Annotated in this window: 16 protein-coding genes; 11 read left to right on the top strand and 5 right to left on the bottom strand. The window is 33.7% G+C overall.

The annotated features are described in order from the left end of the window. Positions 1-18 precede the first annotated feature (18 nt). The 7 genes from GR162_RS04105 to GR162_RS04075 all read left to right on the top strand — a co-directional run bounded on the left by GR162_RS04105 (position 19) and on the right by GR162_RS04075 (position 6888). Positions 19-537, top strand: a complete 519-nt coding sequence (locus tag GR162_RS04105) for an LptE family protein (RefSeq protein WP_160781083.1) — start codon at positions 19-21, stop codon at positions 535-537. Between the two features lie 106 nt (positions 538-643). Next, entirely contained in the window at positions 644-2365 is a 1722-nt protein-coding gene (locus GR162_RS22105) for a tetratricopeptide repeat protein (protein WP_202393891.1), read from the top strand. A gap of 3 nt (positions 2366-2368) precedes the next feature. Next, on the top strand, positions 2369-2716 hold the full coding sequence (gene secG, locus GR162_RS04095; RefSeq protein ID WP_066032672.1) for a preprotein translocase subunit SecG: 348 nt from the start codon (positions 2369-2371) through the stop codon (positions 2714-2716). 147 nt (positions 2717-2863) lie between these two features. Beyond that, a complete protein-coding gene (gene groES, locus GR162_RS04090) occupies positions 2864-3139 on the top strand; it encodes a co-chaperone GroES (protein WP_008467105.1) in 276 nt (91 codons plus the stop codon). Positions 3140-3222: 83 nt separating this feature from the next. Further along, positions 3223-3573: a four helix bundle protein gene (locus GR162_RS04085; RefSeq protein ID WP_160781082.1), complete on the top strand. Its 351-nt coding sequence runs from the start codon at positions 3223-3225 to the stop codon at positions 3571-3573. Between the two features lie 87 nt (positions 3574-3660). Then, on the top strand, positions 3661-5292 hold the full coding sequence (gene groL / locus GR162_RS04080) for a chaperonin GroEL (protein ID WP_008467106.1): 1632 nt from the start codon (positions 3661-3663) through the stop codon (positions 5290-5292). 396 nt (positions 5293-5688) lie between these two features. After that, a complete protein-coding gene (locus tag GR162_RS04075; protein ID WP_160781081.1) occupies positions 5689-6888 on the top strand; it encodes an ectonucleotide pyrophosphatase/phosphodiesterase in 1200 nt (399 codons plus the stop codon). Between the two features lie 315 nt (positions 6889-7203). Here GR162_RS04075 and GR162_RS04070 read toward each other — a convergent pair whose 3' ends face one another. The 4 genes from GR162_RS04070 to GR162_RS04055 all read right to left on the bottom strand — a co-directional run bounded on the left by GR162_RS04070 (position 7204) and on the right by GR162_RS04055 (position 11274). Next, positions 7204-8043 carry an oxidoreductase gene (locus GR162_RS04070; RefSeq protein ID WP_160781080.1) on the bottom strand — a complete coding sequence of 280 codons (840 nt, stop codon included), beginning with the start codon at positions 8041-8043 and terminating at the stop codon, positions 7204-7206. Positions 8044-8134: 91 nt separating this feature from the next. Continuing rightward, positions 8135-9043, bottom strand: a complete 909-nt coding sequence (locus GR162_RS04065; protein ID WP_160781079.1) for an AraC family transcriptional regulator — start codon at positions 9041-9043, stop codon at positions 8135-8137. A gap of 217 nt (positions 9044-9260) precedes the next feature. Next, a complete protein-coding gene (locus GR162_RS04060; RefSeq protein WP_160781078.1) occupies positions 9261-10790 on the bottom strand; it encodes a SulP family inorganic anion transporter in 1530 nt (509 codons plus the stop codon). Between the two features lie 238 nt (positions 10791-11028). Continuing rightward, complete coding sequence (locus GR162_RS04055; RefSeq protein WP_160781077.1) at positions 11029-11274, bottom strand: hypothetical protein; 246 nt, start codon at positions 11272-11274, stop codon at positions 11029-11031. An 82-nt stretch (positions 11275-11356) separates the two neighbouring features. Here GR162_RS04055 and GR162_RS04050 point away from each other — a divergent pair, with 82 nt between their 5' ends. The 4 genes from GR162_RS04050 to GR162_RS04035 all read left to right on the top strand — a co-directional run bounded on the left by GR162_RS04050 (position 11357) and on the right by GR162_RS04035 (position 14575). Further along, on the top strand, positions 11357-12439 hold the full coding sequence (locus tag GR162_RS04050) for a sensor histidine kinase (RefSeq protein ID WP_008467116.1): 1083 nt from the start codon (positions 11357-11359) through the stop codon (positions 12437-12439). Further along, positions 12415-13128, top strand: coding sequence for a LytTR family DNA-binding domain-containing protein (locus GR162_RS04045; protein ID WP_160781076.1), 714 nt, complete (start codon positions 12415-12417; stop codon positions 13126-13128). The genes GR162_RS04050 and GR162_RS04045 overlap by 25 nt, the downstream gene beginning before the upstream one ends. Positions 13129-13389: 261 nt before the next feature. Next, complete coding sequence (locus GR162_RS04040; protein ID WP_160781075.1) at positions 13390-14001, top strand: HEPN domain-containing protein; 612 nt, start codon at positions 13390-13392, stop codon at positions 13999-14001. Positions 14002-14077: 76 nt separating this feature from the next. Next, complete coding sequence (locus GR162_RS04035; protein WP_160781074.1) at positions 14078-14575, top strand: hypothetical protein; 498 nt, start codon at positions 14078-14080, stop codon at positions 14573-14575. Between the two features lie 130 nt (positions 14576-14705). On the opposite strand, the gene GR162_RS04030 is transcribed toward GR162_RS04035, so the two are convergent. After that, positions 14706-15128 carry a helix-turn-helix domain-containing protein gene (locus tag GR162_RS04030; RefSeq protein WP_160781073.1) on the bottom strand — a complete coding sequence of 141 codons (423 nt, stop codon included), beginning with the start codon at positions 15126-15128 and terminating at the stop codon, positions 14706-14708. Positions 15129-15248 lie beyond the last annotated feature (120 nt).

The raw sequence follows: 15248 nt of genomic DNA, 5'->3' as shown, positions 1-15248 counted from the left end.
GATTCCCTCTTAAATATTATGAAAAAAATATATTCTCTTTTCGCATTATTAAGCCTTTTTATGTTAAGTGGCTGTTCTGTTTACAACTTTACAGGAACTGGAAAAATCGATGCCAAAACATTTCAAGTCAACTTTTTTCAGAATAATGCCGATTTAATTGAACCTGGAATCGATAGGACTTTCACCTTGGCTTTACAGGATTTGATTATGAACCAAACGAACTTAAACTTGGTTAGCAATGGCGGCGATTTGGTCTATGAAGGAGAAATTATCGATTACAGAATAACGCCCATGACGGCAACTGCTGTAGATGCAAATGGCCAAGCAGGAGCAGCCCAAAACCGTTTATCGATTCGTGTCAATGTAAGATTTATGAATAAAAAGAAGGAAACAGATGATTTTGAAAAGGCTTTTGAATTCTATTATGATTTCCCTGGACGAGACTTGCCGACAGGATCTGTTTTAAACACCGCGATTACAACTATTTTTGAAAGAATCACACAGGACATCTTTAATGAGTCATTGGCCAAATGGTAGTTTGCTTCTTTGTTTAATCGTTAAATTGTAAAACCGTTTAATCGATTAAACAGTTAAAAACCAAACAATAAACGATTAAACGAAATAAACGATTAAACAAAAGATAATGAACGTTAGCGATTATACCTACTTAATGAACAAACCCGATGCTATTACAGAAAAGCAAGCGGATGCATTAGGCAGTGTTTTGAATGAATTTCCGTATTTTCAAAGTGCGCGCGCATTGCGATTAAAAGGACTTTACAATCAAAATAGTTTTAAGTATAATTATGCTTTAAAGGTAACTGCTGCATATACTGCAGATCGTTCTGTTTTATTTGATTTTATTACTTCTGAAGCTTTTACTTCTATTCAGAATGATTTCTACGAACAAAAATTGAGAGATCTTCTCGAAATTACCGTTTTTGATAGTGAAATTATTTCGCCTGAGCAAATCCAGAAAGCTATTGAAATAAAGACAGAACTTGAGGAACAGCCTGTTCAAGATACAGTTAAAGAAACTGCAATTTCTTCAATTGAAACTCCTTCGGTTATAAAAATCGAAGAACCAATAAAAGCTCAGGAGACAATAAAAGCTGAAGAACCCGTAATTACTGAAGAACCTAAAAAAGTTCCTGAAATTGACCCTTCTATTTTCCTTGCCATAAAAGAAGCACATTCGGTTACCTTTGAGAAACCAGTAATAGCAGAAGAGCCTAAAAAACTTCCAGAAATAGATCCGTCTATTTTTCTTGCTATCAAAGAAGCCCATTCGATTACTTTTGAAAAACCGGTAATCGAAACCGAAAATAAGATTGATTCTGCAGATTCAATTTCAAATATTGAAAAAGAGGAAGAAGAAACTAAAACTTTCGTCGAAGAAATAGAAGAAGAAACAATAATAAAGGAAGAACCTAAAATTGACCGTGTTGAAAATTCTATTTTAAGCTCGATAAAAGTTTCTGAAACTCCTTCTGTGACCGAGCCTGAATCTATAATTGCAGTTGAAGAACATAAATTTGATCGTATTGAAAATTCTATTTTAAGTTCGATTAAGGAATCAGAAGCTGCAACTGCTGAACAACAGTCTGCAAAAACCGAGGAAATAAAAGTTGATCGTGTTATAGAAGAACCTGTTTTAAATTCGGTCGAAGAAGATGAAGATGACAGCGTTATCGAAGAAATGATCATTCCGGAATTTAAAATGAATACCATTGAACGATCTATTCTTTCTTCTATTAAAGAAGCTGAAACAAAAACACCTGAAGAACCAAAAGAAGAAATTCTAGAAGTTCTGCAATCTGAGGATAAAGACAAAGAGGAAATTCAGGAAGAAAATGAGGAACCAATTGAAGAAATAATCGAAGAAGAAGAACCTAATGAACCTGCAAAAACCGCAGCAGAGCATTTAGAAATCGGAAAACCTTTAGATTTTTCTCTTAACGAAAAACATTCATTCCAAGAATGGCTTCAATTATCTCGTACAGAACCAATTGACCGCTCAAACGAAGTTTCTCCAGAAGAAAAAGCTAAAATTGAAGCGGCAAAAGAAGAAGAAAGACAGAAAAAGGCTGAAATTATCGATAAATTTATCGAAAACAATCCAAAAATTTCTCCAATAAAACCTGGCAACAGTGCTCCAGCAGTTCAAATTGAGACCAATATAGAGGACAATTCATATTTAATGACAGAGACTTTGGCTAGAGTTTATCTGGAACAAAAGAAATATACAAAGGCAATTCAGGCATATGAAATATTAATTTTGAAATATCCAGAAAAAATTACTTTCTTTGCAGACCGCATATCGGATATTAAGATTTTACAACAAAATAACAATAACAATAATTAAGTAATGAGCACATTTTCAATTTTTTTAGTTTTAATCACAATAGTTTGTTTTCTATTGATCGTAGTTATCATGGTACAAAACCCTAAAGGAGGCGGATTGTCTTCTACTATCAGCGGAACGCAAATGTTAGGTGGAGTACAAAAAACAACTGACTTTTTAGATAAAAGTACTTGGACTTTGGCTACTGTTTTAATTGTGCTAATTTTACTTTCAAGCTTAAGCTTCTCTGGATCTTTAAGCGATACTGAATCTAAAATCATTGACAAAACTGAAGCTCCTGTAAATGCACCTGCAGCTCCAGCACAAGGAACTACTCCTGCTCCTGCAACACCAGCACCTGCAGCGAAATAATTGTAGCTCGATATAAAAATCTAATGCCAGCCTGTCAAAGCTGGCATTTTTTTTAAGAAAAAATGTCAGTTTTTCTAGCGTGGCACAATTTCTGAAAGTTTATAGAACAGAAAAAAAACGTATAACTTTATTAATAAATATTAAATCATGGCTTTAAACATTAAACCGCTTTCAGACCGCGTACTTATTGAGCCTGTTGCAGCTGAAACCAAAACTGCCTCAGGTATTTTTATTCCAGATACTGCCAAAGAAAAACCTCAAAAAGGTACTGTTGTAGCAGTAGGAAACGGGACTAAAGATCATACTATGACTGTAAAAGTTGGAGACACTGTTCTTTATGGTAAATATGCAGGAACAGAGTTAAAACTGGAAGGCACTGATTACCTAATCATGCGTGAGGATGATATTTTAGCAATTATTTAATTTGCTTTAAGCTATAAGCCGTAAGCTTTAAGCTTTCCAAAAGAAGCGTAAAGCTACTGCCCAAAGCGTAAAGCCAACAAAAAATGAGAGATTTTAAAAAATATGACATTTGGCAACTAAGTCATTCTTTAACTTTAGAAATCTATAAAATTACTTCTTTGTTCCCAAAAGAAGAGCTATATGGATTAACAAGTCAGATTAGAAGGGCATCTTCTTCAATCCCTACTAACATTAGTGAAGGCTGCGGAAGAAATAGTGACAAAGAATTTAATCAATTTCTCAACATTGCTTTAGGCTCTGCAAATGAAACAGAATACTTATTGATTTTAGCTAAAGATTTGCAATATTTAAATAGCGAAATTGCCGAAGATCAAATAGAAAAAATCAATAGTATAAAAAGTAAAATTTACAAACTAAAGCAAGTACTAAAATAAGCTATAAGCTTAAAGCAATAAAAGAATTATTAACAGCAGTAGAAAAAGCTTAAAGCTTAAAGCCTACTGCCTAAAGCAAAAATTAAAATGGCAAAAGATATAAAATTTGATATTGAAGCACGTGACGGTTTAAAACGTGGTGTTGATGCATTAGCAAATGCTGTAAAAGTAACTCTTGGACCAAAAGGTCGTAACGTAATCATCGGAAAATCATTTGGCGGACCGACTGTTACTAAAGATGGTGTTTCTGTTGCAAAAGAAATCGAATTAAAAGACGCGCTAGAAAATATGGGTGCGCAAATGGTGAAAGAAGTGGCTTCTAAAACCAATGATTTAGCTGGAGATGGAACTACAACTGCTACAGTTTTAGCTCAAGCGATCGTAAAAGAAGGTCTTAAAAACGTTGCTGCAGGTGCAAATCCAATGGATTTGAAACGCGGTATCGACAAAGCTGTTGAAACCATCGTGGCTGACTTAGCAAAACAAGCTAAAGTGGTCGGAAGCGATTCTGACAAAATTCAGCAAATTGCTTCTATCTCTGCTAACAATGACGAAGTTATTGGTGAATTAATCGCTACAGCTTTCGCTAAAGTTGGAAAAGAAGGGGTTATCACTGTAGAAGAAGCTAAAGGAACTGATACTTTCGTTGACGTTGTTGAAGGAATGCAGTTTGACAGAGGATATCTTTCTCCTTACTTCGTAACAAATCCGGAGAAAATGGAAGTTGAATTAGACTCTCCATACATCTTATTATACGACAAAAAAGTATCTTCTTTAAAAGAATTGCTTCCAGTTTTAGAGCCAGTTGCGCAATCAGGAAAACCATTATTGATTATCGCTGAAGATGTTGACGGAGAAGCTCTTTCTACTTTAGTAGTAAACAAATTAAGAGGTGCTCTTAAAATTGCTGCTGTAAAAGCTCCAGGTTTTGGAGACAGAAGAAAAGCAATGTTAGAAGATATCGCAATCTTAACTGGAGGTACCGTTATCTCTGAAGAAAGAGGATATACTCTTGAAAATACAACTATCGAGATGTTAGGAAACGCAAAAAGAGTTTCTATCGATAAAGACAATACAACTATCGTAAGCGGTGCTGGTGAAGCTGACATCATCAAAAACCGTGTAAACCAAATTAAAGGTCAGATGGAAACTACTACATCTGATTATGATAAAGAAAAATTGCAAGAGCGTCTAGCTAAATTAGCTGGAGGTGTTGCTGTTCTTTATGTTGGTGCTGCTTCTGAAGTTGAAATGAAAGAGAAAAAAGACAGAGTTGATGACGCTTTACACGCTACTCGCGCTGCTGTAGAAGAAGGAATCGTTGCTGGTGGTGGTGTAGCTTTATTAAGAGCAAAAATTGCTTTGGCTGACTTAAAAGCTGACAACGCTGACGAAGCTACAGGAATTCAAATCGTTTCTCGCGCTGTTGAAGCTCCATTAAGAACTATCGTTGAAAACGCTGGTCTTGAAGGTTCTGTTGTTGTAGCTAAAGTTTCTGAAGGAAAAGGTGATTTCGGATACAACGCAAAAACTGACGAATATGTAGATATGCTTACTGCTGGTATTATCGATCCTAAAAAAGTAACTCGTGTGGCTCTTGAAAACGCTGCATCAGTTTCTGGAATGATCTTAACTACAGAATGTGCATTAATTGATATTAAAGAAGAAAATGCCGGAGGCGGAATGCCAATGGGAGGCGGAATGCCAGGAATGATGTAATTCATTCTCTTCTTAAAATTTAAAAGCGCTGGATTTTTATCTGGCGCTTTTTTTGTTTGCCACTAATTGCACGAATTTCCACTAATGCTTTGTGTAAAAGAAGTTGCCACAGATTACACAGATTAGAAGGATTTCTTTATTGGATACACTAAAAAATTTTCACGCAGATTTTACAGATTCAAGCAGATTAATTTAATTTTTATAATCTATGATCTGCATAAAATAAAAATTCTTTTAATCTGTGCAATCTGTGGCTAATTAAAATATGCGCAAAAGATTGAAAAAAATTAATTCGTGGAAATTAGTGTAATTCGTGGCAAACCTTTTATTTAACATTCTCTTTTTCTTTAAAAAATCTGTTATCAATACCTTTGCAATTCTATTTAAAATTGCACAATGAGAAAATTCACAACTCACTTTTTATCTTTTACGTTTTTACTTCTCTCTACTTTTTTACAAGCCCAAAATAGCAAAGACAATTACGTTGTTTTAGTTTCTATGGATGGATTTCGCTGGGATTATGGAAAAATGTATAATCTTCCAAATCTAAAGCAAATTGAAAAAGAAGGCGTTCATGCTAAATCAATGAAACCGTCTTATCCTAGTAAGACTTTCCCAAATCATTATTCTATCGTTACCGGGCTTTATCCAGATCATCACGGAATCATTAATAATGTTTTCTACGATTCTTCTTTAAATCAATCTTTTTCATTATCAAGCAACGCAAAAAGCGATTCTCGTTTCTATGGCGGAAATCCGATTTGGAATTTAGCAGAGCAGCAAGGCGTAAAAACAGCCTCTTTCTTTTGGCCAGGTTCTGATATTGATAGCAGAAATCCGAGTTATTTCAAAAATTACGATGGTAAAATTCCGTATGGCGCCAGAATCGATACCGTTATGAAATGGCTGCAGCTTCCAGAAAAACAGCGTCCGCATTTGGTTACTTTATATTTTGACGAACCAGATCATACAGGTCATAATTTTGGTCCGCTTTCTCCAAAAACTGAAAAAACAGTGATCAAAATGGACTCCATTATGGGAGAAATATCTAGACGATTAGATCAATTGCCTATTGGAAAACAAATCAATCTAATTATCGTTTCAGATCATGGAATGGCCACTATCAGCAATGATAAAAAAGTAGCTGTTTTAGATTATTTAAAACCAGAATGGCTAGGTTATAAAGACGTAATTAATCCGATTATGAGTATACAGGCAAAAGCTGGTTATCAGGATTCAATTGCCAATGCTTTGAAGAAAGTTCCTCATATTAAATTCTGGAAATCAACCGAAGTCCCAAAAAGATTGCATTACGGAACAAATCCTCGTGTGCATGATTTTGTGATTGAAGCCGATAAAGGCTGGAGTTTAGTAAGCAAAGAAAGCACGCACATAAATGGTGGAACGCATGGTTATGACAATAATGAAAAAGATATGCATGCCATTTTCTACGCAAAAGGTCCTGCGTTTAAAGTCAATAAAAAAATAAAAACGTTTCAGAATGTTTCGGTTTATCCTTTAATTGCTCATATTCTAGGATTGCAAATTGGCGAAATTGATGGAAAATTGATTGATGTTGAGAGTGCGCTGCGCTAAAATTAGATAATGTGTCAATTTGATAATTAGATAATTTTTGAATTGGAATAATTTAACAAACTGAATTGCCTCCAGCTTAAGCTGGAGGCAATTCAGTTTATCTATTCCATAATCGAATGTAATCCTGAGCAGAGTCGAAAATCGCTCCAATTAGTATGTAGGCTTCGACTTCGCTCAGCCTGACAAATCTGAATTAATTACAGAAAACCAAACCCGACAGGCTTTTAAAACCTGTCGGGTTTATCATTGCATTTGGAATTTGGACCCGAACGATAGCGAACAGGCGAAGCAATTTCAGCTATTGGAATTTCTAATTTAAAGCGCTGTTGAAACAGAAACCGATTTCCAGCTTTCCAATTCTGCTTGAACACTTGCAATTTTCTGGTTCGCCATATTATAAGCGTCTTCACCTAAAAATAAATGTAATGGCGGGTTCTGATCGTTACTCACTTTGATTAAAGCTTCCGCTAATTTTACAGGATCGCCTGGCTGATTTTGATTGATATCTTCTTTGTGAGCACTTTCAGATTGTCTCACTTCTTTGTACTCTGCAATTGGATTTTGAGGCAATAATAATGAACTATCTTTTAAGAAATCTGTTCTAAAATAACCTGGATAAACAATTGTTGCGTGAACTCCAAATGGTTTTATTTCTGCCGCTAAAGATTCTGTCAAGCCTGCAACTGCAAATTTTGTAGAACAGTAAATTCCCCAGCCCGGAAATTCTCCATAATAACCGCCAACAGAAGAAATATTAAAGATATGCCCCTTTTCATTTGCACGGAAAATCGGCATTGCATTTCTGATTACATTTAATAATCCGAAAACATTTACTTCGTAGTTTTTTCTTGATTCTGCATCGCTTAATTCTTCTAATGCGCCTAATAAGCCATAACCAGCATTATTGACCAAAACGTCAATTGTTTTAAAATGGTTTACGGTTTTGTCAATTGCATTTTTAACGCTTTTTTCATCAACCAAATCCATTTCTAACGGAAGAAAGCTTTCTGACAAACCACCCAATTCTTTAATTAAAGAAGCTTCACTTCTTGATGTTGCCGCTACTTTATAACCTTCTGCTAATAATTTTTTAGCCAATTCTAATCCAAGTCCTTTTGAGGCACCTGTGATAAACCAAACTTTTTTATTGTCCATGATTTTAATTTTTTACGTTATAATTACAGGACAAAGGTATAAGCGAAGTGCTTCTCAAATATTGAAGCAATCAAACAAGAAGTTGCAAAAATCAAACAATTTCTGCTAAACGATAATTTTTTGGAGAAACCTGAACGTTCTTTTTGAAAAAATTGATAAAATGAGACAATTCTTCAAATCCTAAACACCATGCAATTTCATTAATATTCCAATTGGTTTGTTTTAGCAAAATCATCGCTTCTTGAACAATTCTTTCTGAAATAATCTGTGAAGTTGTTTTTCCAGTTGTTTCCTTTAATGCCTTATTCAAATGATTCACATGCACATTTAATTGATTTGAAAATTCTGAAGGCGAACGGAAATTAATCTGCTGAGAAATCGATTCAACAGGAAATTGCCGTTCTAACAATTCCAAGAACAAAGAAGAAACACGAATTGTAGCATTTGATTTACTGTATAATGAAGCAGTTACAGTTTGTGTTTTGAGCGCTAAATGAATAATTTCAAAAACAAGATTTCGAAGCACATCATATTTAAAAGCATAATCAGAATTGATTTCGTCCAGCATTCTTAAATACACAGCTTTTAAAGATTCTGCCAATTCAACAGAAACTGGAACAACAGGATTACCGCCCGGCTGGAACAACGGATATTCTTTTAAATTCCCAAACTGACTAAAAAATGCGTCCGTAAAAATGCAGAAAAACCCAGTCTGATTTTCGTCAATATGCTCCCAACTATATGGAATTTGTGGATTGGCAAAGAATAAAGCCTGATCTTCAATCGAAACAACCTTATCAGCGTAATGCACTTTATTTTTTCCAATAATTAAACTGATCTTATAAAAGTCTTTTCGCGTATAAGGCAATGGATTACATGTGCTTCCAATGTAATCATCCAGCTTAAAAACATTAAAATGTCCGATCTCTTTTTTTAGATTTTCGGGCATCCCTTTTATTTTTACTGTATAAAAATCTTCTAAAGTTTCTGTTAGTTTCATTTCACAAAGTTACAAAAATCAAATTATTATTTTAATTAGAAAATGTGCCAATGAGAAAATTAGATAATGATTACCACAAGATTGATTGTAGAGACGTACTGCAGTGCGTCTACGTTTCGTATATCAGATATTGGGTTTACGTTGCGTAAGACGCACTGCGGTGCGCCTCTACAGAAAAAACGATGCGAACTAATTCACCATTAATAATTTACAATTATTAAGAAACTACTTTATAAGTAGGATCGTCAATAACATTAACTTTTATAACGGCATCAGCATTTTTTAGCAATTGTCTGCAGTCTGCGCTTAAATGCTCCAACTCTACGGTTTTGTTGAGCTGATTGTATTTCTTAGTAATATTGTTCAAAGCTTCAATCGCCGACATATCTGAAACACGGCTTTCTTTAAAATCGATTATAATATGATTCGGATCATTCTGAATATCAAATTTCTCTAAAAAAGCAGTAGTAGAACCAAAGAATAACGGCCCAAAAATTTCATAATGCTTTATTCCGTTTTCGTCAATATACTGTCTTGCGCGAATTCTTTTAGCACTTTCCCAAGCAAAAACCAAAGCCGAAATAATCACACCAATTAAAACCGCCAAAGCCAAATTATGCAATACAATTGTAATTAAAGCCACTAAAATTCCAACAAAAATATCATGTTTGGGCATTTTATTAATAATCCTGAAACTTGCCCATTCAAAAGTAGTAATCGCCACCATCATCATAACCCCTACTAAGGCCGCCATTGGCAATTTTCCAATTACAGGCGCTCCAAAAAGTATAATCATTAAAATAGTCAAAGCGCCAATAATTCCTGCAAGTCTGGCTCTAGAACCAGCACCAAGATTTACTAAAGTCTGTGCAATCATTGGACAGCCTCCCATTCCGTAGAAAAAACCATTTAAGATATTTGAACTTCCTTGTGCAATACATTCTCTGTTGCTGTTTCCTCTTGTTCCCGTAATTTCGTCGACTAAATTTAGCGTAAGCAAACCTTCTGTCAAACCCACTGCCGCAACGATTACAGAGTATGGAAAGATAATTTTTAAAGTTTCAAAAGAAAATGGGATATTCGGAATATGAAATGGAGGAAATCCGCCTTGAACCGAAGCAATATCTTCTACAGTTTTAGTTTCAATATTAAAGATAATTACGATTGCAAAAACAACCATGATAGCCACTAAAGAAGCTGGAACTGCTTTTGTAATCTTCGGAAAAACCAAAACAATCGCAATTGTCAAAGCAACCAGACCTAACATAATATATAAAGGAGTTCCCTGAAGCCAAGCAACCTGACCATTGACAACGGTTTTAAACTGGGCCAACTGCGACATAAAAATCACCACCGCCAAACCATTTACAAAACCAAACATTACGGGCTGCGGAACTAACCGAATAAATTTTCCTAGTTTAAAAAGTCCGATGCAGATCTGTACGACACCGCCGAGGGCAACGGCGGCAAAAACATATTCTATTCCGTGCGACTTCATCAAGGCAATCAAAACAATTACTGTTGCTCCTGCTCCGCCCGAAATCATTCCTGGTCTTCCTCCAAAAATCGCCGTCACCAATCCGGCAATAAAAGCTGCGTATAAGCCAACCAATGGCGGAAATCCAGCCAAAATAGCAAATGACAACGATTCTGGAATCATGGTCATGGCAACAGTCAAACCTGCTAAAATTTCGTTTTTATAATTGACTTTCTGGCTAAAATCGAAGAGTTGGAACTTTTTTTTCATGGCGTAAAATTAGAAAAATAATACGCAAAAGAGTAAACCTTTTATATGATAAAAAGCTATTGGAAAAACACTTGAATGAGAACAATGAAATCAGACTAACTGTTCTAGAAGAAAAAGAAAAATAGAAAGTATAAAACTTAGCATTTCAGATTTGTTTTGAAATTAGAATATTACACAAAATACTCACAAAAAACACAAATGTATTAGCGTATTTACACCTGTTTTTAGAAATCTAAAACTATTCCAATCGCACGCAAGTATAACCCAAACGGCTTACATAATCTACAACACTATCACACTGCAGATCAACACCTTCAACTCTTAAAATTTTATCGCAGTCTTCCAAATCAAAATTGATTTTATAATCTGGAAACTGATTTTGTATCACTGCTACGACATAATCCCGATCAGATTCTTCCTGGACATTTGTTTTAAAAATTTCCACAACCCTATCGGCATCTTTTAATTCTTTAAACTGGTACATTTTATTTTTTATTAAAAAGATTTATAGAAACTCAGATCAAAAATAATGGAGAAGCCCTTATTTTAACAGCAATTTTATACCAATGGCGTATGATTTATACGAATGGCGTTGGTATAAATTATTCCTGATAAATGCTTACAAACTATACGATTATATTATTTTTGCCGCTATGACAATTGCAAAAATCTACCAGAATTTTTTTCTACGAAACTTAATCGTAAATACACTTGTTTATTTGGTCATTCTGGCCTGCATTTATGACGAAATAAGACTCAACGGACATAGCTGGTCTTATATTCTCAGCAAAATTGCCATGGGATATTTCCCTTGCATTGTCTGGATTACGGTTTTTAACATCTGCATCATCAACCCTTTTTTATTTCACAAAAGATTTAAAATCTTTTTTACGCTTCTTGCGGTCTATTGGACAGGTTTTTACTTTTTTATGAATTGGTTTTTTCCGCTTGTTGGGTTAGGAAATTTAAAAGCGCTTCAGATTGTATCATTGATCATAAACGGCTGTTTTTTCTATTTTCTGCACATTGTGATTACTAAAAAAATGAGTCAGGCCGATAAAGATATTATGAATTTCAAATCGGAACTTTCGTTTTTAAAACAGCAATTGAATCCGCATTTTTTATTGAATGCCATGAATAATCTTTACGGAGAAGCATTAGCAGAACCAGAAAAAGTTCCAGACCGAATACTGAATCTTTCAGATTTGCTGCGCTATCAAATCGAAGCTTCTAAGAAAGATTTTGTCTTAATGCAGGAAGAAATTGCGTTTATTAAAAAGTATATTGAATATTATACCTTTAGAAACGAAAGACTGGCTGTAACGCAAAACATTGAAGGCGTGCATGATCAAATCGAGATTCCGCCTTTGTTCTTTCTGCCTTTGGTAGAAAATGCGGTGAAGTTTTCGGCCGAAACTGCAGAGCCCTTTATCAATCTGGATTTGAAAGTAGATTGCCGAAATGTATCTTTCACTTTAAAAAACAACTGTCTGGATACTGAATCAAGGCTTTCGAGCACGGGAATCGGAATTGAAAACCTAAAAAGACGTTTGGAAGTATATGGTTTAAAACATACTTTAAGCTGCAAAAAAGACAAAAATATGTTTATCGTAAAATTAAATATATGGCACTTACCTACCGCTGTCTAATAGTTGATGACGAATCGCCGGCGCACAAAGCCTTGATTTCGCACATCTCCAAATTTGACGAACTGGAACATTCCGGAAGCGCTTTTAATGGTATGGAAGCCATAAAACTGCTCAACGAAAACCAATACGATATTATTTTTCTTGACATAAACATGCCTGTAATTTCTGGTGTAGAATTGATGGAACTACAGCCCAAACGACCAATTACGATTGTAACAACGGCTTATTCAGACTTTGCGCTTTCGGCCTATCAAAACGATGCGATTGATTATTTAATGAAACCCATTTCGTTTGACAAATTCTCAAAAGCAATAGAAAAAGCCAAAACCTATCATTCGGGAAATAATCTTAAAAAAGAAAACAACGACGACGAAAAAGTACTTTCTTACCGCTCTAACGGACAAGTAATTGAAACACCGCTTTCTGATATTTTATACATTGAAAGTCTGGGCAATTACATGAAATTGTACAATTGCAAATTAAAATCTCCAATTGTCATTTACGGTTCGCTCGCAAGCATAAGTGCCGAAATTGATTGTGCACACTTTCTTCAAGTGCATCGATCTTATATTGTAAATACAACTAAAATTTCTGCTGTTACGACCAAAAATCTTACGATGTCTAATGGCGATATTATTCCTGTGGGAAGAAAGTATCAGATTTTATTGAACAATCTTCCAATTAGATAATTTGGCAATTTAGATATAGATAATTTTTGAAAAGCTCAACTTTTTTTTAGTTGGGCTTTTTTGTTTTTAATTGATTTTGCAAAATGCGTAGAAGTACTTGGTGGGGAATTTTTATTTATTGGTATAATTGTTTGGGAATAAATCTCGTTAATGTTAGTTGCACACGAGAAAGAAAACATACAAATTAATCTTTTTGAATTGCATATAAATAACTCGATTTATGTGCTATTTTTCACATAGCAAAATCTGAATAAAAATAATATGGATAAAGATGATATAATGCTGATTTTCGACAAAAATTATGGAAGAATAACCAATCTTCTAAAAATTTATAAAGATCTGAATGAAAATAAAGGTAGAGGAAGAAGACCTACACATAATTTAGACATACTAAGAACTTCTGTTGTATTTACCCACTCAACTTTAGAAGATTATTTAAGGAATATTTTATTATTAAAACTACCAAATTCAAATGCACAAATCCTAAATAGCATTCCTCTTTCTGGAACTTCTGAAAATGGCAGAAAAACTAAATTTGAACTTGGAGACTTAGTTACTCTTAAAGAATTAAAAGTTGAAAAGGTAATAGAAAAATCAGTAAAAGATTATCTAAATTATGTTAGTTTTAATGATACTAGTGAAATTTCATCACATCTACAGAAAATCTCTGTAGATATTACTTCAGAAATCAAAGAATTGTTGCCTACATTAAATGATTGCATTAAACGCAGACACAATATCGTCCACAATGCAGATAGAGAATTTGAATTAACAAAAGGTCATTACAAAATAAAATCAATAAATTATAATACGGTTCAAAAATGGCAAAAGGCTTTAGATCAATTTATATATAAAGTTAATATTCAAGTTTGAAACCATTTTTTATATTTTAAAACATATTTCAACAAAACTTATATACTTGCTTTAATTTACTTTTACAACAAAAAAAATGGCTACACCAATCAATTTATCAGAAGATGATATTCAAAATCTAAGAACAGAACTAAACAAGATGTTTGATCAACTTAGAACAGACGAATCTAATTTTACTGAGTTTTATAGAAATCCTATTAAATTTTTACAGAATTTTAAAATAAAAGCTTTAGATTATTTAAATGGATTCAACTCGCTTAAAGATAGACTTAATACAGCTCTCAAACACATCATTGATCAATCTGGACGAATTGTAAACTCCTGTTTAATTTGTAAAACAACAGTCTTAATAATAATATTTGGGACACTAGGGAAATCAGCACTTCTTTGGAATGGCATTTCATCAGGCCTGAATGCAATAAAGGATGGGCTAAAAGATTATTTCGACAAAACAAGTACAGAAATAGAAAGAAGTTTTAATTTTATTGATGAGAAATTAGAAGTAATAACACCTAGTCATTTAGCATTGCAAATTTGCAAAAATTTAGGTTATTGTCCTGATTACTCATATTAAAAATTTATACCTCAAAATTTATATTTTTGATCAAAAATAGTTTTCAGCTAAAAAACTCGCTCCAACAAAAACTCAAAAAAAAAGAGACTTTCTCACAAAAGTCTCTTTTCCATTAATATGCTATAAAATCCTATTTCTCTTTAAGCAACTTTTCCAAATAAGAAATCTTCTCTTTTTCCGATTCTAATAAACGCTCATAAAGTTTCCTATTTTCATCATAAGATTCAATCAACTTATCGATTGGATTGAATGAACAATTATTATTTTGACCAAAAGCGCCATTACTATTTGCAAAATTAGGTTCATTAAAAGTATTAAAGTAATTGAATACTCCTTCATCACTAAAATTCTTAATAGTCTCTGCAGAAACGCCTAAAACTTCGGCAATTTTATTTAGTTTTTCGTCATCTATAGTTTCACTTCCCTCAATATTAGAAACAGATTGCTGGCTTACTCCAATAGAAATAGCAAGCGCTTCTTGTTTCATACCTCTAAGCTCTCTAATTCGGCTAATATTTCTGCCAATATGTTTTGGTTTTGTTGCTGTGCTCATAATTCAAAGATATTTAAAATTCTTCAAAGTTTTTTATTTCAATACAATACCTTTCTATTCAACAAAAGTATCATTTTTCGCACAACTAAAAAAGCTTCACCTCTTCGTTTTTGCACTAAA

Source organism: Flavobacterium sp. HBTb2-11-1 (assembly GCF_009826975.1).
Taxonomy (GTDB): Bacteria; Bacteroidota; Bacteroidia; order Flavobacteriales; family Flavobacteriaceae; genus Flavobacterium.
This window is presented reverse-complemented; position numbering and strand designations above follow the sequence as displayed.